A 15,909-nucleotide genomic window follows, 5' to 3' on the forward strand; every position below is an offset into this window, starting at 1 on the left:
GGCCGATCGAAACAAAGGCGTGGAACGAGGATACCACTGTGCACTCGATCTCGATCGGCCACCCCACGACCCAGGAGATGCGGCGGACCTGAACATCATGGGGTATAGGAAAATGATTGGTGTCACAGCATGTCTAGATGACAGTGCCAAAACGCTTCATATGAAAAACATATGTGTTCCAAAGCTGTAAAAAATCAATAGTTCCTTAACACTTCATTCAGCATATCGCTTGAAGTGGTTAATATTACGAACAATTTTAACTATTATTGCGCCTTGCGTCAGGCGTATAAAATCTATTGTGTATCTTTGATTTAATACCGCAACCGTAGCAACAACATTGCAAAAACGGTCAGGCGGCCTGCCCGACAACACGGTTGCGACCATCGTGTTTGGCCTGATAAAGCGCCTTGTCCGCACGGCGGATCAGGGCGTCTGCGCCCTCGCCATCTGCCTCAAGCGTTGCGATGCCGACGGATGTCGTCACCGGTGCAGAGGCTCCTGTGGCAGAGATCCTGAATGGCGCGCCTGCGACCGCATCACGCAGCCGCTCAGCCACCTGGGCAGCAATCTCGGATGTTGTATCCGGCATCACCACAACGAACTCCTCGCCGCCGTAGCGGCAGGCAAGATCTGCACCGCGCACAGCGCTGCGCACGCGCTTGGCGAACTCACGCAAGACATCGTCGCCACCCTCGTGCCCATAGGTGTCATTGATCGACTTGAAGAAATCGATATCGGTGATCAACACCGACAAGGGGCGTCCGCGGCGATTCGAGCGATCCACCAGCGTTGCCAGATGGGTATCAAGGTAGCGCCGATTGTTGAGACCGGTCAGCGCGTCGGTGACGGCAAATTCAACCGACTCAGAAAGACTTGAGCGCAATTTGTCGGAATAGCGCTTGCGCCGAATCTGGGTGACACTGCGAGCAAGGAGTTCATTGGGATCAAGCGGGCGCAGCAGGTAGTCATTGACGCCCAGTTCGAGCGCGCGGATCACCAGATCCTCCTCGCCCTGTTCCGCAACCACCAGCATCGGGATGAAACGCGTCCGTTCAAGCGAACGCAGCTGCGAGCACAGTCGCAACGGATCATAGTCCTCCAGTGACGAGGATACGATCACAAGTTCATAAGGCTTGTCGGCTGCCTCGAACAGTGCGGCCTGAGGATCGGCCATCGCAGTAATCTCGGCGATGCCGTTGAGTGCCCGCGACATGCGGTCTTGCGTATTGGCGCGGCTTTCAACCAGCAGCACCATGCCCGGCTCCTCCAGCTTGCCCTGGTGAGGCGAGAGAAGCGCTTCAAGGCCAATACTGCGCGCAGTCTCGGCGCGGAGACGCAGCTCATCGCTCAAAGCCTTGAAGCGGATCAGGCTTTTGACCCTTGTCATCAGCTGGAGATCATTGACCGGCTTGGTGAGAAAATCATCAGCGCCGGCCTTGAGTCCGCGAACGCGATCGGCAGGCTGATCGAGGGCCGTGACCATGACGACCGGAATATGCGCAGTGCGCGGATTGTTCTTGAGCCGTTCACAGACCTCGAAGCCGTCAATGCCGGGCATCATGATGTCGAGCAGAATAAGATCGACCTGCGTCTGGTCGCAAATGGAGAGTGCTGTCATGCCGTCGGCAGCGGTCAGCACCTCGAAATACTCGGCCAGAAGCCGAGCTTCGAGAAGCTTCACATTGGCAGGAATATCATCAACCACCAGAATACGCGCGGTCATGTCAGATCTCCAACCTCATGCATCGCCCAGATAGGTCTTGATGGTCTCGATGAATTTGGGCACCGAAATGGGCTTGGAAATATAGGCTTCGCAACCACCCTGACGGATGCGCTCCTCATCCCCCTTCATCGCGAACGCGGTCACGGCAATGATGGGAATCACGTGAAGATCGTCATCCTGCTTGAGCCACTTGGTCACCTCGAGGCCGGAGACCTCGGGCAACTGGATGTCCATCAGGATGAGATCGGGACGGTGCTTGCGGGCAAGATCCATGGCTTCCAGGCCATTGCGGGTCTGAATCGTCTTGTAACCTGACGCTTCGATCAGGTCCCGAAAGAGTTTCATGTTGAGTTCGTTGTCCTCAACAATCATAACCTGCTTTGTCATATCCGATCCAATCCTCGATCCAGCCCGACCATCCGCTCGCCGGATCCCGTCTTCGCCGGTGGCCAGCGACGCGTATCGCAGGCCTTCGACAGCTCCATTCTGCGCAAAACAAGATCCGCAAAACCGGTCATCATCGCCATCTTAGTTCCATTAGGTTGAAAAAGTGGTAATCGGTCATCTCGAATACAGTGCATGATACTTTGGAAGGACAATACAGCGATGGCGGATGCGGAAGAAACAGCGATTGCCGTGCTGGTCTGGCTTGCGGGAGAGCCTGAGCTGATGGGCCGTTTTCTTGCATTGACCGGGCTGGAGGCCTCCAATTTACGTGAAGCGGCCAAAGAGCCCGGGTTCCTGGCAGGCGTTCTTGGGTTTCTGATGAGCCATGAACCGACGCTGCTGGACTTCTGTGCGGCAACCGACACCCGGCCCGAAGCAATATCCCGCGCCTTCCGGACACTGGGCGGCACAGGCGAGGTCGAATGATGCTGATCCCTGACGCCGAACATGATGATCTGTACCTGGGTGATCGCCCATTGATCGTCTGCGACATAGACGAGGTCGTGCTGGAGTTTGTTACGCCATTTTCGGCCTATCTCACCCACAATGGCCACGAGTTGCGGGCCACATCGTTCCGCTTGCACGGCAATGTTTTCAATCGCACCGATGGCAGCGAGACACCGGGAGATCAGGTCAGCGAAATGCTGGAAGCGTTCTTCCAAGCCCAGGATGAGTGGCAGACGCCGGTGATTGCAGCCGCCGAAAGCCTGTCGCGGCTTTCGGACAAGGCGGATATCGTGTTTCTGACCGCAATGCCACCGCGACATCGCGCGGCTCGGCGAAGCCTGCTCACGCAGCACGGGTTCGACTATCCGATGATTGCAACCGAATCCCCCAAAGGGCCAGCGGTTCTTGCCCTGCATGGCGCGCGGGCGCAGCCCGTGGTGTTCATCGATGACATTTTCACCAATCTCCAATCGGTGCGCAAGCATGTGCCTGAAACCCTGCTGCTCAATCTTATGGCCAATGATACGTTCCGCGCGTTGGCTCCGCACCCTGGCGACGGTGTCGACCTCGCCCGAGACTGGCCGCATGCCGAAGAGCTGATCAAAGCCCATTTCGATGCCAACGCCGGCTGAGCGGAACTGCGCCATCTCTGTTTGCACCCAGTCCGCATAGCCGGTCATGCGAGGATTTTTCGCATCAGCGGGCGTCCGGACTTCGCTCTGCGGCGACGTGAAAGCCGGCTTTCTCGAACACCGACACCGAACCAACCAAAAGTCCGACGGATTTGGAATGCTTCGCCTTTTCAATCGGGCAAGCCTCGACAATCCGCGCGCCATTGTCCTGCGCATGGGAGACCGCGGCTTCTACCAGAGCATGGCTGATCCCCTGCCCGCGCCGTTTCGACTGGATAAAGAAGCAGGATATCGCCCAAAGGCCTAGATCTGACGGATCATCGCCGTCCAGCGGCCGGGAGACCGTGCGCGTGGTGTTCCAGCGCGGCACGTGGGTGCGGGGCGTTACCTGCACCCAGCCCACTGGAACGCCGTCATCAAGCGCGATCAACCCCGGCGGCAACGGCGCTGCGGCAGCCTCTTTCAGAAGCAGTTTCTTGTCATCACGGCTCAACGCCTCACGGTGTTTTGGTGCCAGCCGGAAATAACTACACCAGCAACCGTAACAGGCACCCTGCGGCCCGAACAGGGTTTCCAGCGATGGCCACAAATCGGGCGTGACAGGGCGGATATCAAGGGTCACGTGGTTCGGGCTCCGGCTGCTCAGGCAGGCTTGTGAGTCCAAAGATTATTGCGTAATCTGGAAATGTTCAACCTTTGTTCTCATATGCGAACCCATGCCCCAAACCCCGTCTTCTCCAGCTCCCATACCCGGCTTTTGCCGCGATTGCCTGACGCCTGCCGGTGCGGGACGACGGTGCGTGAGCTGCGGCAGCCCGCGCATCGTCCGCCATGCCGAGATCAACGAGCTGACCTTGGCGCATGTGGACTGCGACGCATTTTACGCGACAGTGGAAAAACGCGACAATCCGGAGCTTGCCGACAAACCGGTGATCATCGGCGGCGGCAAACGCGGTGTTGTCTCCACCTGCTGCTACATTGCCCGCATTCACGGGGTGCGCTCGGCGATGCCGATGTTCAAAGCGTTGGATGCCTGCCCGGACGCTGTGGTGATCAAGCCCGACATGGAGAAATATGTCCGGGTCGGGCGCGAGGTGCGGCGGATGATGGAGGAACTCACCCCGCTGGTGCAGCCCATCTCGATTGACGAAGCGTTTCTCGATCTTGCCGGCACCGAGCGATTGCACAAGGACACCCCTGCCCGCACGCTGGCGCGCTTTGCGGCGCGGGTGGAAGCCGAAATCGGCATCAGCCTGTCGGTCGGCCTGTCCTATTGCAAGTTCCTCGCCAAGGTTGCTTCCGACCTCGACAAGCCACGCGGGTTTTCGGTGATCGGCAAGCAGGAGGCGATGGCGTTCCTGGCGCCGCGACCCGTGTCGCTGATCTGGGGCGTCGGCAAGGCCTTCACGGCAACGCTGGAACGCGACGGCATCCGTACCATTGGACAGTTGCAGACGATGGAAGAGACCGCGCTGATGCGCAGCTATGGCGTCATGGGCAAGCGGCTCTACCACCTGGCGCGCGGCGAGGATGAGCGCACCGTGCACGCCAACGAGGGTGCCAAGAGCGTGTCTGCCGAAACCACCTTCAACTCGGACCTCTCGGAAGCCAAGGACCTTGTCCCGGTTCTGAGGCGCCTGGCCGAGAAAGTGTCGTTCCGCCTCAAGGCGTCCGGCATTGCCGGGCAGACGGTGGTGCTCAAGCTCAAGACCGCCGATTTCAAGAGCCGGACGCGCAATTTCAAGCTTGAAGACCCGACGGTTCTCGCCGACCGGATCTTCCGCACCGGCCTGCACCTGCTGGAGCGCGAACTTGGCCAGGACCGATTCCGGCTGATCGGCATCGGCGTATCCGATCTCACCGATGCTGCGCGTGCCGACCCGCCCGACCTGGTCGATCCGGCCGCGGCGAGGCGCGCGGTGGCCGAAAGCGCCATCGACAAGGTGCGGCAGAAATTCGGCCGCGACATCGTCGAGACCGGCTACACCTTCGGAACTTCGCGCAAGATGCGGCAGGCGGACGAAGACTAAAGCCTGCAGCGCTGAGGACGGTTGCGGGGGCAAGCCCGATACAGGCTCTGCCCGGACTTGCAACTCATGGCGCCAGCCGTCCCATACAATCCGTGGTGTGACCGCGCATCTCATCTGATGCAAAACGCCTGCTTGCCCACCGCTGGCCTGAAATGTCATTGCCTCGCAGACGCGCGAAAAAAATGACGCCCGCAATGGTTCCAGTGAATGGCCCAAAAGACCCCCTGAACTTCTTTGCATATTTTTCTCCTATGGTTGATTATTTTCCTATATCTCGCATAGGTTGCACTCACGTGAGGAATGTTGTTCGCCATATCGTTTTCTTCCGCACGACTACGCACCGCGGATTGGAGACCTTCAGGCTTCTGGTCGACTCTGACGACCGGGGCCTTGACCGGCTGCTGCGCAACAACATCCACAACACCGCAAATCTCGACTTTTTTGAAACGTCCCCCGAAAAAGGCATCGTCGACAACCAGATCGTCATCTTTGATTGCCGGCACCGCTTTTCAGGCGCCGGGCCAGAAGCCCTGCCCAGCTTCAGCAATGCGTTTTCTAACATCGCCCTCATCAACCCGGAAACCACCAGCCGCCAAAACGCCTATATGACCGGGTTCGCTGACTTTCTCAGCTGGCCCATTCTCGCACCAGAACTCTATGCACGCCTTCTCGCTCAATCCCGGGCCTATTCACTCAAGGATCCCAATCACCGGTTTTCGCGCGTCGCTCTCGTAGAGCGTTGTTGCGCCTTCATGGCGGACCAGATCGCTTCGTCCATCTCGGTCAGATCACTGGCGCAAATGTTCAACACCAACCACAACACCCTCAATGAGGCGTTCAAACGGGAAATGGGCCTTCCGCCGCTCGCCTGGCAACGCAAGCTGCGCCTCGAGAGCGCTGCGCGCCAGTTGCGGCTCACAGACGCTCCGATCAACGTGATCGCGGCTGATCACGGCTATGACCTGCCCGCCAATTTCACAACAGCATTCAGACGCCACTTTGGCTTGACACCTTATGATTACAGAAAGCCTGAATCAATCAACAATATTCCTGAATGACTAAAGATCATCCTTTTCCAATTTTCGTATTATATAAACATGATTTTCTTCATATAAACTGCTGAATGCGTCAAACTATACGCACTTCCTCGATTTATATAAATGAAAATCGTGCTTCTAAATCCTGAAAACCGAACATGGCCTTTATATTTACAGGTCATTTGTTCGATCAAAACTTAAAAGGACGATCATTATGCCGACCTACCAACTGGACATCTCTTTTGACACCGCCGGCCTGAACGCTCTGAATGCGACAGGTCAGAAAGTCACCATCGTCAAGCAAAGCTCCGGCGCCAAACAGACCGCATGGATCACCTTCACGCCGCAACTGGCCAATTCGGTCACGTGGACCGAGCAGTATTCCGTCTACTCCTCGACCACCAATGCCCAAGCAGGTGCAAAGATCATCACCAGTTCCGAAGCAACTGCGATCGGCGGCAGCAGCTACACCCTCAACACGGCAGGCTATTTCGATCCGGGCGTTTCCGGTTCGGTCGGGCCGACCCAATACCAGCTTATCAACAGCGATCCGAACCTCGTTATTGGCACGACGGCCATGGTCACCGGCGGACTGGTGCAGGGCGCAAGCGTCAACGGCACCACCGTTTCTGCCCCCATGTGCGCGGTGGGCATTCTCTATAACCAGACCGCCCTGTTCACCCCGATCGAAACCATCCTGGTCTACACGTCGTTTTACTCCGACAACGGCATCGTGATCTCCAGCGTCGCGGGCAATGCCTTGACCGTTCAGTACACCACCAACACGACGGCAAGTATCGCCTACAACGATCAGAACAACCAGTTCATCATGTCCTAGGCCCGTCCGAGGAGGACCATCCCTTCTCGAAGACCCATGACAGATTGAATACAACCATCGTCGACAATGGGAGAATACCATGCCCAATCAGGCACTTCCCCGCGGTCACACGGCAAATATCGGAGCCAATGTGATCGCAGGCGACCTTCACATCATCGGTGTCGGAACGCCCTATACCATTTCGACCAATGGCGGAGCGGCAGCCGCTCATGTTGCGGCGGTTGGCGTGGTCGACACCTACCATATCAACAGCCACACCGTATCGGTGACGAACACCACAGCCGTGCCCGGTCCGGACAATCTGACACTGAGCTGGTAGGCCCGGCTCAGCTTCCGACAAGCGTTTGCCCGGAGTGATCTGCTTTCCACTCCGGGCATATGCCTTCGTTGTCGATGAAAGGATCATTCGCGATCCATCGCTTTCCAACTCCGGGGCCGGACAGCACAATGACGGACTATTTCCTCGAAATCCAAATTGACCAGGCCGGACTGCAAACGATTGCCAATTCCGGGATGTCAGTCGCATTGTTGCAGCCGCAGCAAAATGCGACCTATCAAATCGTTGCGGTGCTCACCTCAGCCACCGGAACCATGCAGATCAGATGGACAGATGACGAGTTTGTCTATGCTTCAGCCTACGGCCTGTCAGCCTATTCGGTGCCGCAAATCAACTCTTCCAATTCCGCCCTTTCAGGGCAGGTGTTTACCTATAACGGCAGCTTGATAACCCAGACTGGTTCAACCAGCATGGCAAAGACCATTCAGGTATCAAACGGTTCGGGCAGCTCGGCGACCTGCGGACTTGCCAGGGTCTTCACGGTCAATGGGCAAGCCCAATCTCTCGCCATCACCTGCGCAGCCTCGCTGCTGGCTAACGGTCTCGGCAGTTTCGAGATCTCAAATCAGATATTGTTGACCCTGCTCGGCAACGCACAGCTCGGCATGGCGCTGCCAAGTGATGCGATTCCCAACTTCAAGGTAAGCCGGATGCGCAAACGCAGCATGGCGGTGGTCACGGTTCAACCACCACTGATTCTCGATTTCGACGCGAGCCATGCAGCTCAAAACGTCCATTTCGATGACCAAAACGGGTCTTTTGTGGCTGGCCCCCTTCCCTAGTCGTCAGATTAACCCGACTGGAGAGGAACAGGAGAAATGTGCCGGCGCGCGACTGGCAAAAACCTTTCGACAGCACAAAGCCCAGGAAGACTGTCACAACGGATTTCCCTGCCCGGGATCGAAATGGCTAGACCAGTTCGACGTCAAGCACACCCGGCGCCGCCTTTAGAGCAGAGGCCAGTTGCGGCGAGATCTTGTAGCGGTCAGGCAAGGTGACTTCGATTTCGCGACGGCCATCATCCTTGATCATGACGAAGGAGACCTGGCCCTCGCCACGGGACTTCAGATGGGTCGATACCGAATTGAGCGGGCGTGCATCACGCATATAGACCCGGAGCGCCGACTGCCCCCGCGCCGCGCGGTCCTCAAGCGAATCTGCAGTCTGGATGCGCAGTCCGATGCCTTCCGGTCGTTCCTCGGCGGTAACGGTAATGACGATGGATTTGCCGGGCTCAAGCAATTCACGGTAGAGCGCCAAGCCTTCGGAAAACAGCACCGCCTCATACTGGCCGGAGCTGTCGGAAAAGGCCACGATGCCCATCTTGTTGCCAGTACGGGTCTTGCGTTCCTGCTTGCTGGTTACAGTGCCTGCGAGCCGGCCCGCGGTGGCCCCCGCCTTCACTGCAAGCGAGAAATCAGCCCAGGTCTGAACCCGCATTTTTGCGAGAAGATCATTATAGGAATCAAGCGGATGGGCGGAGAGATAAAAGCCGAGTGCTTGATATTCGCGGTGCAGCTTCTCGGCCGGCAGCCATGGCATCGTGGCAGGCAACTGGATGGTTTCGGCTTCCGTCGCACCACCGCCACCGATGCCGAACATGTCGCTCTGGCCGCTGATACGGTTTTCCTGCGCGCGCTGGGCGAAGCCGAGAACGCGGTCAAGTCCACCGCTCAGCATTGCCCGGTCGTGGCCGAAACTGTCAAATGCACCGGCGGCAATCAGGCTTTCCAGCACCCGGCGGTTGACTTGGCGCGGATCGATGCGGGTGCAAAAATCTTCAAGCGAGGCAAACGGCGTGTCGCCACGGACCTCGACGATATGCTCGACAGCCGCGTCGCCCACACCCTTGATGGCAGCGAGCGCGTAGTAGATCTTGTTGTCGCCGGTCTCGAAATGGCGGAAGCTGGTCTGAACCGACGGCGCCACGACCTCAATCCCCAACCGTCTGGCATCCTGACGGAAATCCACCAGCTTGTCAGTGTTCGACATATCAAGCGTCATGGACGCTGCAAGGAACTCGACCGGATAGTGCGCCTTCAGATAGGCCGTCTGGTAGGAAACGATGCCGTAGGCTGCGGCGTGGGACTTGTTGAAGCCGTAATTGGCGAACTTGGCCAAGAGATCGAAAATCATGTCGGCCTGCGGCTTGGAGACGTCGCGCTCCACCGCGCCCTCGACGAAGCGGGCGCGCTGCTTGTCCATTTCCTCCTTGATCTTCTTGCCCATCGCGCGGCGCAGAAGGTCGGCTTCGCCGAGGGAGTAACCGGCCAGAACCTGGGCGATCTGCATCACCTGCTCCTGGTAGACGATCACGCCTTGCGTCTCGGCCAGCAAATTGTCGATCTTGGGATGGATCGATGCGAGTTCTTCCTCGCCGTGCTTGCGGGCGTTGTAGACGGGGATGTTCTCCATCGGGCCCGGACGGTAGAGTGCCACAAGCGCAATGATGTCCTCGATCCGGTCGGGACGCATGCCGATGAGCGCCTTGCGCATGCCAGCCGATTCCACCTGGAACACGCCGACAGTCTCGCCGCGCGAGAGCATCTCGTAGGTCGGCTTGTCATCCAGCGGCAGGGCTTCGAGATCGATCGTGATGTTGCGCTTGGCAATGAAACCGACCGCGGTCTTGAGCACGGTGAGAGTCTTGAGGCCCAGAAAGTCGAACTTGACCAGGCCCGCCTGCTCGACCCATTTCATGTTGAATTGCGTAACCGGCATGTCCGAGCGCGGATCGCGGTACATTGGCACCAGTTGCGACAGCGGCCTATCGCCAATCACGATACCGGCAGCGTGGGTGGAGGCGTGGCGGTAGAGGCCTTCGAGCTTCTGCGCGATGTCGAGAAGACGTCCGACGGCGGGCTCCTTCTCGACTTCCTCGTTGAAACGCGGTTCTTCCTCGATTGCCTTGTGCAATGGCGTCGGGCTGGCCGGGTTGTTGGGCACCAGTTTGCAGATGCGATCGACCAGGCCGTAGGGCATTTCCAGCACCCGGCCGACGTCGCGCAACGCCGCGCGCGCCTGCAGGCTTCCGAAGGTGATGATCTGGCCAACCTGCTCGCGGCCATACTTCTTCTGCACATACCGGATGACTTCTTCACGCCGGTCCTGGCAGAAGTCGATGTCAAAGTCAGGCATCGACACGCGGGCGGGATTGAGAAAGCGTTCGAACAGCAGCGAGAAGCGCAATGGATCGACATCGGTGATGGTGAGAGCATAGGCCACGAGCGAACCCGCGCCCGAACCACGGCCAGGTCCCACCGGGATGTCGTGATCCTTGGCCCACTTGATGAAGTCGGCCACGATCAGGAAGTAACCCGGAAACTTCATGTTCTCGATGATATCGAGTTCAACCTGAAGCCGCTCGCGGTAGTCGGTTTCCGAATATCCCTCGGCCAGACCAATCCGTGCCAGCCGACGATCAAGGCCCTCGATCGATTGGCGCCTGAGTTCGGCGGCTTCCGCGGCAAGCGCTGCCTTGGGATCGTCCTCTCCACCGCCGGTAAAGCGCGGCAGAATCGGTGCCCGGCTCTCGACAATGGCGCTGCATCGCCGGGCAATTTCGATCGTGTTTTCCAGGGCTTCCGGGATATCAGCGAACAGTTCCGTCATTTCGAAACGGGACTTGAGGCAATTGTCGACGCTGAGCCGAGGGCGGCGGTCGTCCGACATGACGGCATTGGATGCCACAGCCATCAACGCATCATGGGCTTCAAAATCATCGGGCGTGGGGAAAAAAGCCTCGTTGGTGGCCACGAGCGGAACTTCGGCGTCATAGGCGAGTGCGATCATCTTGGCTTCATGAGCCCGATCGTATCCACCTTGGCGCTGCAACTCAAGATAAAGCCGGTCACCGAAAACCTGTTTGAGTGTATCGAGACGCGCCCTCGCCTGTTCGGGGTGCCCTTCGCGCACGGCATGATCGACCGGGCCGCCAGCAGATCCGGTGAGCGCTATCAGTCCTTCGGCGCCCTCCTGCAGCCAGGACAGCATGATATGCGGGCGGTCGCTGTTGTCACCGCCAAGATAGGCCTGACTAACAATGGCCACGAGCCGGTCATAACCGGCGGGCGTTGCGGCGTACAAGACAATGGATGGAGCCTTCTGCAGGTGATCGCGGTGAGACCGGCGATCGCCGGATTGACCGTCCTCCATATCGATATCAAGCTGGCATCCAATCAGCGGCTGAATACCCGCTTCCATGGCCTTGATCGAAAACTCGAGCGCCCCGAAAAGATTGTTGGTGTCGGTGATCGCAAGCGCCGGCTGGTCATCGGCTACCGCCCGCTTGAGCAGTGTCTTGATCGGAAGCGCGCCTTCGAGCAGCGAATAGGCGGAATGTACCCGCAGATGAACGAAGCCAGGCCAACTCCCTGCTCCACGTTCGTCAGCCTGCTTGGCGCGCCCGCGCGCCTGCCCTGTTCCCGCAGCCAGATTGGCCAGCAGTTTCGCCGACTTGTTTTCGCGTGCCATTGATGCCCTCTGCCGTCTGATCCGCAGTCCTTCACCGCAACAGTGCGACCGAAGACTCAAACTTCAATTGTGAGGACCCGGACCATAAAGTCCAGAGCACGCGCGCCTAAATCAGCAGCGGTTTATAGTTCAGTGGTATTGCATTTTCATCGAGGACCGGAACGCGCCTTACGTAAAGCGGGAAACTCCCAAACCCTCACCACCATTCAAATGCGGCGCTTGGCTTGCCGCGCAACAGTCTACAGCAAACCAGCATCAAATTTCAGCGCAATCAGAACGCCATTGCGAGAACGGCGAAGCTCGCTACGAACAGGGACATGGAAACGAATGCGGCAATGTCACGGGCAAATGCGGTCATGATCAACTCCTGTTAATTCCCTCTATGTATTACTTATGTTCCATATTTGTTCTCTTGTCAATTGCATTAACGTGATTTTTCCGCACCTGAAGTTTCCACTGTTTTCGACTCGTGGATACCGTCAGCGTGCCCGTGGCGCCCCTCGCAGTTCGGCTTTCAATTGCGCCGCACAGCCATGATCAGCCCAGCAAAAAGCCCGGACGCTGGCGCCCGGGCTCTCAAGTGTTGTGCTTGAAAAAGCAGCTTAGTTGCAAGCGTCCTTGAGACCCTTGCCGGCCGAGAACTTCGGCACGTTACGTGCAGGAATATCGACTTCCTTGCCGGTCTGCGGGTTGCGGCCCTTCGAGGCTTCGCGACGCGAAACGGTGAAGTTGCCGAAGCCGATCAGACGCACGTCGCCGCCATTCTTGAGCTCTCCGGTGATGGTTTCGAAAACTGCTTCCACAGCCGAAGTTGCATCGCCCTTGGTGAGGCCTGACTTTTCGGCAACAGCTGCCACGAGTTCATTCTTGTTCATTTCCGTCCCTTTCTGGCGTTATGTCGACTCATTTCGTTCGATGCGGTGATCCTACGCATCTCGACGTCCCGCGCAACCAAACTCCCCGGAAACCCGGGCTTTATAAAGGCTTTTCACAGGGAATTCGTTACTTTGAGGTTCGCCGAAAGGGCGAAACCCTCTTAAACCCTGTTGCGTTCCTCAAAGGCGTCCTCATTTGGAACATTGCTCTTGGGAATGGCGGCCCGAGATAAAAATACGGGCGGAAGATTCTCCCGCCCGTTTCATCTTTTTACTGCAACCAAAAGCTAGTGCGCGATGGTCGCCCCACCGTCTTCGCCGGCATCTGCTGAAATCGGGGTCTCCGGCTTGGCGTCGGGATCCCAGGTAATCGCCTCCGGCATTCTGACCAGCGCGTGGCGCAGCACATCGCTCATTTTCGCAACGGGAATGATTTCCAGTCCGTTCTTGACGTTGTCAGGAATCTCGGGGAGATCCTTGGCATTGTCTTCCGGGATCATCACGGTCTTGATGCCACCGCGGAGTGCTGCGAGCAACTTCTCCTTGAGGCCGCCGATCGGAAGCACCCGGCCACGAAGCGTGATTTCGCCAGTCATGGCCACATCACGGCGCACCGGAATGCCGGTCATGATCGACACGATCGCCGTCGCCATGCCCACGCCTGCCGACGGACCATCCTTCGGCGTAGCGCCTTCGGGAACGTGAACGTGGATGTCGCTCTTGTCGAACAATGGCGGCTCGATGCCGAAATCAACAGCACGCGAACGGACATAGGATGCCGCAGCGGAAATTGATTCCTTCATCACGTCGCGCAGATTGCCGGTCACGGTCATCTTGCCCTTGCCAGGCATCATGACACCTTCGATGGTCAGCAATTCGCCGCCAACTTCGGTCCATGCAAGCCCGGTGACAACGCCAACCTGGTCGTCAAACTCGGCTTCGCCGTAGCGGAAGCGGGGCACGCCGAGATAATCGGACAGATTTTCGGCAGTCACGCTGACCTTCTTGACCCCGGTCTTGAGGATCTCGGTCACAGCCTTTCGCGACAGCTTCATCAGCTCACGCTCGAAGTTACGAACACCGGCTTCGCGGGTGTAGGTCCGGACGATCTGCAACAGGGCTTCGTCGGTGACGTCGAATTCCTCGGGCTTGAGCGCATGATCGCGAACGGCCTTAGGAAGCAGATGTCTGCGGGCGATCTGCTGCTTTTCATCTTCCGTGTAACCAGCGATGCGGATCACTTCCATGCGGTCCATCAGAGGCGCCGGAATGTTGAGCGTGTTGGCCGTGGTGATGAACATCACGTTGGACAGGTCATACTCAACTTCGAGATAGTGATCCATGAAGGTCGAGTTCTGTTCCGGATCGAGCACCTCGAGGAGAGCCGATGACGGGTCGCCACGGAAGTCCTGACCCATCTTGTCGATCTCGTCGAGAAGGAACAGCGGGTTGGTCTTCTTGGCCTTCTTCATCGACTGGATGACCTTGCCGGGCATCGAGCCGATATAGGTGCGCCGGTGACCGCGGATTTCGGCCTCGTCTCGGACGCCGCCCAAAGCCATGCGAACGTATTCGCGGCCGGTCGCCTTGGCGATCGATTTGGCGAGCGAGGTCTTGCCGACGCCAGGAGGTCCGACGAGGCAGAGAATGGGCCCCTTGATCTTGGCAGACCGTGCCTGCACCGCAAGGTACTCGATGATCCGCTCCTTGACCTTTTCCAGGCCAAAGTGATCGACTTCAAGCACCTGCTCGGCCGCATTGAGGTCAATCTTGATGCGGGACTTCTTGCCCCAAGGCAGACCCAGCAGCCAATCGAGATAGTTGCGCACGACCGTGGCTTCCGCCGACATCGGGCTCATCTGCTTGAGCTTCTTGAACTCGGCATCAGCCTTTTCGCGGGCTTCCTTGGACAGCTTGGTCTTGGCGATGCGGCCTTCCATTTCGGCCATCTCGTCACGGCCGTCCTCGCCGTCGCCGAGCTCCTTCTGGATCGCCTTCATCTGCTCGTTCAGATAATACTCGCGCTGGGTCTTCTCCATCTGCCGCTTGACGCGGGAACGGATGCGCTTTTCGACCTGCAGAACCGAGATCTCGCCTTCCATGAAGCCGAGCGACTTCTCGAGGCGGCCCTTGACCGAAACGGTCGAGAGCATGTCCTGCTTCTCAGGGATCTTGATCGACAGGTGCGATGCGACGGTGTCAGCTAGTTTCGAGTAATCATCAATCTGGCTGGCAGCACCGACAACTTCAGGCGAAATCTTCTTGTTGAGCTTGACGTAATTTTCGAATTCGGAAACCACGGAGCGCGACAGGGCTTCGATCTCGACAGGATCTTCCTCGGGCTCTGCGAGCTCGACGGCGCGGGCTTCATAATAGTCTTCGCGATCGGTGTACTCCACGATCTCGGCGCGTGCGCGCCCCTCGACCAGTACCTTCACAGTACCGTCAGGCAGCTTCAGCAGCTGCAGCACATTGGCAATGGTGCCGATCTGATAGATGCCAGCGGGTTCGGGATCGTCGTCGCTTGCATTGATCTGGGTGGCAAGCATGATCTGCTTGTCGGAACCCATGACTTCCTCAAGTGCGCGGATCGATTTCTCGCGACCGACAAACAGCGGCACGATCATGTGCGGGAACACAACGATGTCGCGCAAAGGAAGAACGGGATAGGTACCTGCCTCTTCGGGGGCCTGTGATGAACTCACCTTTTTATCCGGCATGTATTTTCCTTTCGTGGTCTGTTCCGACCGATTGGCAACGCGGCACACGGCCCCGGTTCATCCAGCAACCGCCATTTGCGTCCTTGTAAGAGGCACAAAGCCCTTTCCAGTCTAATTGGAGAACCGGCGCCCCGGTTTCAAGTCAGATCAACTCCGATGAATTGTTTCATCACCGATTCGTGACACTATTAGAGAACGAAAGTGGCGGGAAGCTGGATTGACAGGGAAAACGCTGACGGAAGGGCCCGCCCGAAACGACACGGCGCCCGCCCCACCCTGGCCCCGTATCAGAGTATTTCGAATGCGAACGGGCCCCGAAGGGCCCGCTCAAACTGATCTCAAACGTGTCT

At 58.0% G+C, this 15,909-nt stretch carries 14 protein-coding genes; 7 read left to right on the plus strand and 7 right to left on the minus strand.

Going from position 1 to position 15,909, the window contains the following annotated elements:
* Positions 1-349 precede the first annotated feature (349 nt).
* The 3 genes from WNZ14_RS16010 to WNZ14_RS16020 are packed head-to-tail and all read right to left on the minus strand — an operon-like array spanning position 350 to position 2,250.
* Positions 350-1,723, minus strand: a complete 1,374-nt coding sequence (locus WNZ14_RS16010) for a PleD family two-component system response regulator (protein WP_342869619.1) — start codon at positions 1,721-1,723, stop codon at positions 350-352.
* A gap of 15 nt (positions 1,724-1,738) precedes the next feature.
* On the minus strand, positions 1,739-2,110 hold the full coding sequence (locus WNZ14_RS16015; protein ID WP_152009157.1) for a response regulator: 372 nt from the start codon (positions 2,108-2,110) through the stop codon (positions 1,739-1,741).
* Entirely contained in the window at positions 2,107-2,250 is a 144-nt protein-coding gene (locus WNZ14_RS16020) for a hypothetical protein (RefSeq protein ID WP_342869620.1), read from the minus strand. The genes WNZ14_RS16015 and WNZ14_RS16020 overlap by 4 nt, the downstream gene beginning before the upstream one ends.
* Before the next feature lie 79 nt (positions 2,251-2,329).
* On the opposite strand from WNZ14_RS16020, the gene WNZ14_RS16025 reads away from it, so the two are divergent.
* Together WNZ14_RS16025 and WNZ14_RS16030 are read left to right on the plus strand one after the other, a co-directional pair.
* Positions 2,330-2,596, plus strand: coding sequence for a DUF3572 domain-containing protein (locus WNZ14_RS16025; RefSeq protein ID WP_342870257.1), 267 nt, complete (start codon positions 2,330-2,332; stop codon positions 2,594-2,596).
* Positions 2,593-3,249 carry a hypothetical protein gene (locus WNZ14_RS16030; RefSeq protein WP_342869621.1) on the plus strand — a complete coding sequence of 219 codons (657 nt, stop codon included), beginning with the start codon at positions 2,593-2,595 and terminating at the stop codon, positions 3,247-3,249. Before WNZ14_RS16025 ends, WNZ14_RS16030 begins: the two co-directional genes overlap by 4 nt.
* A 64-nt stretch (positions 3,250-3,313) precedes the next feature.
* On the opposite strand, the gene WNZ14_RS16035 is transcribed toward WNZ14_RS16030, so the two are convergent.
* Positions 3,314-3,871, minus strand: a complete 558-nt coding sequence (locus WNZ14_RS16035; protein ID WP_342869622.1) for a GNAT family N-acetyltransferase — start codon at positions 3,869-3,871, stop codon at positions 3,314-3,316.
* 94 nt (positions 3,872-3,965) lie between these two features.
* On the opposite strand from WNZ14_RS16035, the gene WNZ14_RS16040 reads away from it, so the two are divergent.
* From WNZ14_RS16040 to WNZ14_RS16060, 5 genes are all read left to right on the plus strand, one after another.
* On the plus strand, positions 3,966-5,279 hold the full coding sequence (locus WNZ14_RS16040; protein ID WP_342869623.1) for a DNA polymerase IV: 1,314 nt from the start codon (positions 3,966-3,968) through the stop codon (positions 5,277-5,279).
* 182 nt (positions 5,280-5,461) lie between these two features.
* Complete coding sequence (locus tag WNZ14_RS16045) at positions 5,462-6,337, plus strand: AraC family transcriptional regulator (RefSeq protein WP_342869624.1); 876 nt, start codon at positions 5,462-5,464, stop codon at positions 6,335-6,337.
* Positions 6,338-6,530: 193 nt separating this feature from the next.
* On the plus strand, positions 6,531-7,154 hold the full coding sequence (locus tag WNZ14_RS16050) for a hypothetical protein (RefSeq protein WP_342869625.1): 624 nt from the start codon (positions 6,531-6,533) through the stop codon (positions 7,152-7,154).
* A 79-nt stretch (positions 7,155-7,233) separates the two neighbouring features.
* Positions 7,234-7,473: a hypothetical protein gene (locus WNZ14_RS16055; RefSeq protein ID WP_342869626.1), complete on the plus strand. Its 240-nt coding sequence runs from the start codon at positions 7,234-7,236 to the stop codon at positions 7,471-7,473.
* Positions 7,474-7,601: 128 nt separating this feature from the next.
* Complete coding sequence (locus WNZ14_RS16060) at positions 7,602-8,273, plus strand: hypothetical protein (protein ID WP_342869627.1); 672 nt, start codon at positions 7,602-7,604, stop codon at positions 8,271-8,273.
* Between the two features lie 127 nt (positions 8,274-8,400).
* On the opposite strand, the gene dnaE is transcribed toward WNZ14_RS16060, so the two are convergent.
* The 3 genes from dnaE to lon all read right to left on the minus strand — a co-directional run bounded on the left by dnaE (position 8,401) and on the right by lon (position 15,559).
* Positions 8,401-11,964: a DNA polymerase III subunit alpha gene (gene dnaE / locus WNZ14_RS16065; RefSeq protein WP_342869628.1), complete on the minus strand. Its 3,564-nt coding sequence runs from the start codon at positions 11,962-11,964 to the stop codon at positions 8,401-8,403.
* A gap of 602 nt (positions 11,965-12,566) precedes the next feature.
* Entirely contained in the window at positions 12,567-12,839 is a 273-nt protein-coding gene (hupB, locus tag WNZ14_RS16070; RefSeq protein ID WP_342869629.1) for a DNA-binding protein HupB, read from the minus strand.
* A gap of 287 nt (positions 12,840-13,126) precedes the next feature.
* Entirely contained in the window at positions 13,127-15,559 is a 2,433-nt protein-coding gene (lon, locus tag WNZ14_RS16075) for an endopeptidase La (RefSeq protein WP_342869630.1), read from the minus strand.
* Between the last annotated feature and the right edge of the window lie 350 nt (positions 15,560-15,909).

The organism is Hoeflea sp. AS60 (genome assembly GCF_038900115.1).
In the GTDB taxonomy this organism is placed as follows: domain Bacteria; phylum Pseudomonadota; class Alphaproteobacteria; order Rhizobiales; family Rhizobiaceae; genus Hoeflea.

Coding starts and splice junctions, on each gene's coding strand:
- dnaE (WP_342869628.1), bottom strand. CDS start 11,964: ATGGCACGCGAAAACAAGTCGGCGAAACTGCTGGCCAATCTGGCTGCG.
- lon (WP_342869630.1), bottom strand. CDS start 15,559: ATGCCGGATAAAAAGGTGAGTTCATCACAGGCCCCCGAAGAGGCAGGT.
- WNZ14_RS16050 (WP_342869625.1), top strand. CDS start 6,531: ATGCCGACCTACCAACTGGACATCTCTTTTGACACCGCCGGCCTGAAC.
- WNZ14_RS16025 (WP_342870257.1), top strand. CDS start 2,330: ATGGCGGATGCGGAAGAAACAGCGATTGCCGTGCTGGTCTGGCTTGCG.
- WNZ14_RS16015 (WP_152009157.1), bottom strand. CDS start 2,110: ATGACAAAGCAGGTTATGATTGTTGAGGACAACGAACTCAACATGAAA.
- WNZ14_RS16045 (WP_342869624.1), top strand. CDS start 5,462: ATGACGCCCGCAATGGTTCCAGTGAATGGCCCAAAAGACCCCCTGAAC.
- WNZ14_RS16055 (WP_342869626.1), top strand. CDS start 7,234: ATGCCCAATCAGGCACTTCCCCGCGGTCACACGGCAAATATCGGAGCC.
- WNZ14_RS16020 (WP_342869620.1), bottom strand. CDS start 2,250: ATGGCGATGATGACCGGTTTTGCGGATCTTGTTTTGCGCAGAATGGAG.
- WNZ14_RS16060 (WP_342869627.1), top strand. CDS start 7,602: ATGACGGACTATTTCCTCGAAATCCAAATTGACCAGGCCGGACTGCAA.
- hupB (WP_342869629.1), bottom strand. CDS start 12,839: ATGAACAAGAATGAACTCGTGGCAGCTGTTGCCGAAAAGTCAGGCCTC.
- WNZ14_RS16030 (WP_342869621.1), top strand. CDS start 2,593: ATGATGCTGATCCCTGACGCCGAACATGATGATCTGTACCTGGGTGAT.
- WNZ14_RS16010 (WP_342869619.1), bottom strand. CDS start 1,723: ATGACCGCGCGTATTCTGGTGGTTGATGATATTCCTGCCAATGTGAAG.
- WNZ14_RS16040 (WP_342869623.1), top strand. CDS start 3,966: ATGCCCCAAACCCCGTCTTCTCCAGCTCCCATACCCGGCTTTTGCCGC.